This is a genomic window from Moorena sp. SIO3I6 (assembly GCF_010672095.1).
The window spans coordinates 1-2,786 of the sequence record NZ_JAAHHU010000566.1; the positions used below are offsets into that span (position 1 = coordinate 1).

At 42.8% G+C, this 2,786-nt stretch carries 5 protein-coding genes; 1 reads left to right on the top strand and 4 read right to left on the bottom strand.

Annotated features, from left to right (window positions below):
* Positions 1 to 230, top strand: a 230-nt coding sequence (locus F6K49_RS39655) for a hypothetical protein (RefSeq protein ID WP_293106146.1), incomplete at its 5' end; no start/stop codon positions are given.
* A 112-nt stretch (positions 231 to 342) separates the two neighbouring features.
* Here the strand turns inward: F6K49_RS39655 and F6K49_RS39660 are convergent.
* From F6K49_RS39660 to F6K49_RS39675, 4 genes are all read right to left on the bottom strand, one after another.
* Positions 343 to 642 carry a DUF4276 family protein gene (locus F6K49_RS39660; RefSeq protein WP_293106149.1) on the bottom strand — a complete coding sequence of 100 codons (300 nt, stop codon included), beginning with the start codon at positions 640 to 642 and terminating at the stop codon, positions 343 to 345.
* Positions 643 to 672: 30 nt separating this feature from the next.
* Entirely contained in the window at positions 673 to 918 is a 246-nt protein-coding gene (locus F6K49_RS39665) for a hypothetical protein (RefSeq protein ID WP_293106152.1), read from the bottom strand.
* Positions 918 to 1,121 (bottom strand): hypothetical protein, encoded by a 204-nt coding sequence (locus F6K49_RS39670; protein ID WP_293106155.1) that lies wholly within the window; start codon positions 1,119 to 1,121, stop codon positions 918 to 920. The genes F6K49_RS39665 and F6K49_RS39670 overlap by 1 nt, the downstream gene beginning before the upstream one ends.
* A gap of 458 nt (positions 1,122 to 1,579) precedes the next feature.
* On the bottom strand, positions 1,580 to 2,536 hold the full coding sequence (locus F6K49_RS39675; protein ID WP_293106158.1) for an AAA family ATPase: 957 nt from the start codon (positions 2,534 to 2,536) through the stop codon (positions 1,580 to 1,582).
* Between the last annotated feature and the right edge of the window lie 250 nt (positions 2,537 to 2,786).

The window sequence follows — 2,786 nt, forward strand, 5'->3', positions numbered from 1 at the left end:
TCACTGGAAAATGGCGGCGTGGGGGACTTTCTGTGACAGAGATTCATATTTGCCAGCAAGTAACCTATACTAACATGCTCAAGCATGGTTACTCCTATGCTTCGATGCAGCCCAACCCCTTGATGTTAGCATTCAGTTGGGCATTTTTACCGGTAAAATTGACCCTAGCTTTGTTAATGAATCTTCACCGAACCCGAAACATTGTAGAAGCGATTCGCAGACGCTTGTAGATGGTAACCCTGCTATTAAGGTCTTGGGTTTTAGGGAGCAGGGAGCAGGGAGCAGGGAGCAGGGAGCAGGAGTGTCAAACAGCTTTTAGGAGATGCACCCAACCGGATTTGGTCATGGTGATACCTCTAAGATATGTTTAATACCTTTAATAAAGACTTGAAAACTGTGGGATGTATTGTCAGTTAAAGATAAATAGGGTGCAATTTTTTTAGAATGGATTCCTGGATAGTATTCCTCAACTAAACCTTTAAGCTCTTGTTTGGCAGAGTTAAGCTGATCGGGGTTACGGTATTTCTTTTTACTTTGTTGTTTACTGAGGCTATTAGGTTTCATGTTATAGGCTTTTTCGACTGCGGCTAAGTTTCCTAAGAACCAGGATTCTAATTCATGGCAGATGATCCGAATCATCACATTATTGGATTTTCCGGCAGTTTGACAAATTTATAATAGTTCGTATTTGAGTTTTTGGCAATCATGGGAGTCTTGGTCATGGACGATAATGAATCTAGTGTCGGGACTATATTGAAAGGCTTTAATTTTTTTAGTAATAGATTTAAATAAGTCCTGTTTGCCTTGGTGGGGGATACAAATATAGGTGATTTGATCGGGGATAATTTTCGGTAGGAGTTGCTCTAAAACGTTTTTCATGGAGGGTTCTTCTAGCAGAAAAATCAGGTCATAACTCATTAGGGTGCAACTCCTTTAAACCAGCCTTGACTCCAGAGATAGCCGGGTAAGTCTCCAGCTTCCACTAGATTGACAAGGGTTCGGTCATCTTTAGCCCTTGAGCATTTGGTGATCCCATGTTCTTTGGTCAGCCAAAAGATGCTCTCCAGGGGAACGGCATGTGAAGTACCCCAACCTGCTTCGCTGAGGTTGGGGCTTCCCATACTCAACTCAAATCAGGGACGGTCTTATTCGTCTTTTGGGTTTCCCGCTTCATCCGCCGAAGCCTCAACCAGAGGCGCGCGCCTGCTGGAATTGGTCTTACTCAGCGTCCACAGGCAGACATCCGCCTTCCGCAGACGTATAGTTCTCTCGACAGACTCACCTTGGAATTACGACTCTGTGGTCAACCAGCCGGGGCTTGTCTCTTCCCGGAGACGAAACCTTAGAATAAGGCAGCCTTAATCATAAAGTTTTAACCCTTTTACCCATAGCCGACCAACCATAAAGGCTGCCTTATTCTTGCGGTAACTTCTGACCCTGAGCTCTGCTAGTACTTTGTACACCTGTAGGTCTAAAAACTTACAGAATATTAGACCGTTTGTAAGGTAGCCTTTTAGTCAGTCAGGCGGGTCATCGACCAACTTCATTATAGCACGATTCGCAACAAGCCGTCGTCTCGCTATCCATCCCCACCTTGAAAGAAGGTGGGGAATTCCGCGAGTTTTGTTAAAAAGTCAGGGGAGTGGGTAGAGACAAAGACCTGGCCACCACGATGGGCATAGCTGGCAAATTCTTCGGCGAGTTCATGTAAAAGGCTGGGGTAAAGTTGGTTTTCGGGTTCTTCGACACAGAGCAGGGGGTGAGGCTTAGGATCGAAGAGCAATATTAAATAGGCAAACATTTTCATGGTGCCATCGGAAACATAGCGATCGATAAAGGGGTCTTTAAAAGCTTCATCTTGAAATTTTAGGATTAGTCTGCCGTCTTCAGTATTTTTGGCTTCTACTTTGGAAATGCCGGGGACTCGCTCTTGCATTCGCTGGAGAATTTTCTCGAATATTTCGGGATGTTCTTGATAGATGTATTGGGCTACTAATGCCATATTATCTCCTGTGGGGGAGAGGTGTTCGGCATAGAATGCGTCTTTGCTGCCTCTAGCTTCATTGATATGAAAGTCGGAAACATGCCAATTTTCGATCAGGGAACGAAAGGCACTGGCGGCTTTGAAGCGTTGGAATTGTCCTAAGCCTTTTATGGCTAAAATGTCGCTGGATTCAAGTTCTTGTTCTTCCCGTTGTAGTTTTGTGTCAGCTTGTTCAAAGTTTTCTTCGTTGATGATAGCGTATCCTTTTCCTTTTCGAAAGTCTAGAAAATGAAAATGTTTACCGTGTGCGCCACGTTTATAACGCAGAATTTCTCGTTTTATTAACGGTCTTTTCTTCTCTTGTCCAATGATCAAAATATAGGTAACCAGGCGCTCAGTTCCTAGAATTTTCATACGGAACTGAAGTTCTATTTCGATATCTTCTTGCTCTTTGCCTCGGGTGATAACTTCATTGAAACCGCCACGAACTTTGAGGGCTTGACGAATATTATTTTTGAGAGCATCGTGGATAAAACCAAATATTTCAAACAAGGTTTATTTTCCGGTTCCGTTGGCACCAACAATAACAAAAAATGCTGGAATATTTTTTATTTCCAAGTTGTCAAAAACACGATAATTTTTGATTTTTATGGTAATGATTTTAATACTCTTTAATTTACATAAACAAACATCTAAGGAGCATCCATCCCGGGAGCATGTCAAATTTGTAATTAGGTACATAGATCCCCCCTAACCCCCCTTAAAAAAGGGGGGAATTAGATTGAAAAGTCCCCCTTATTAA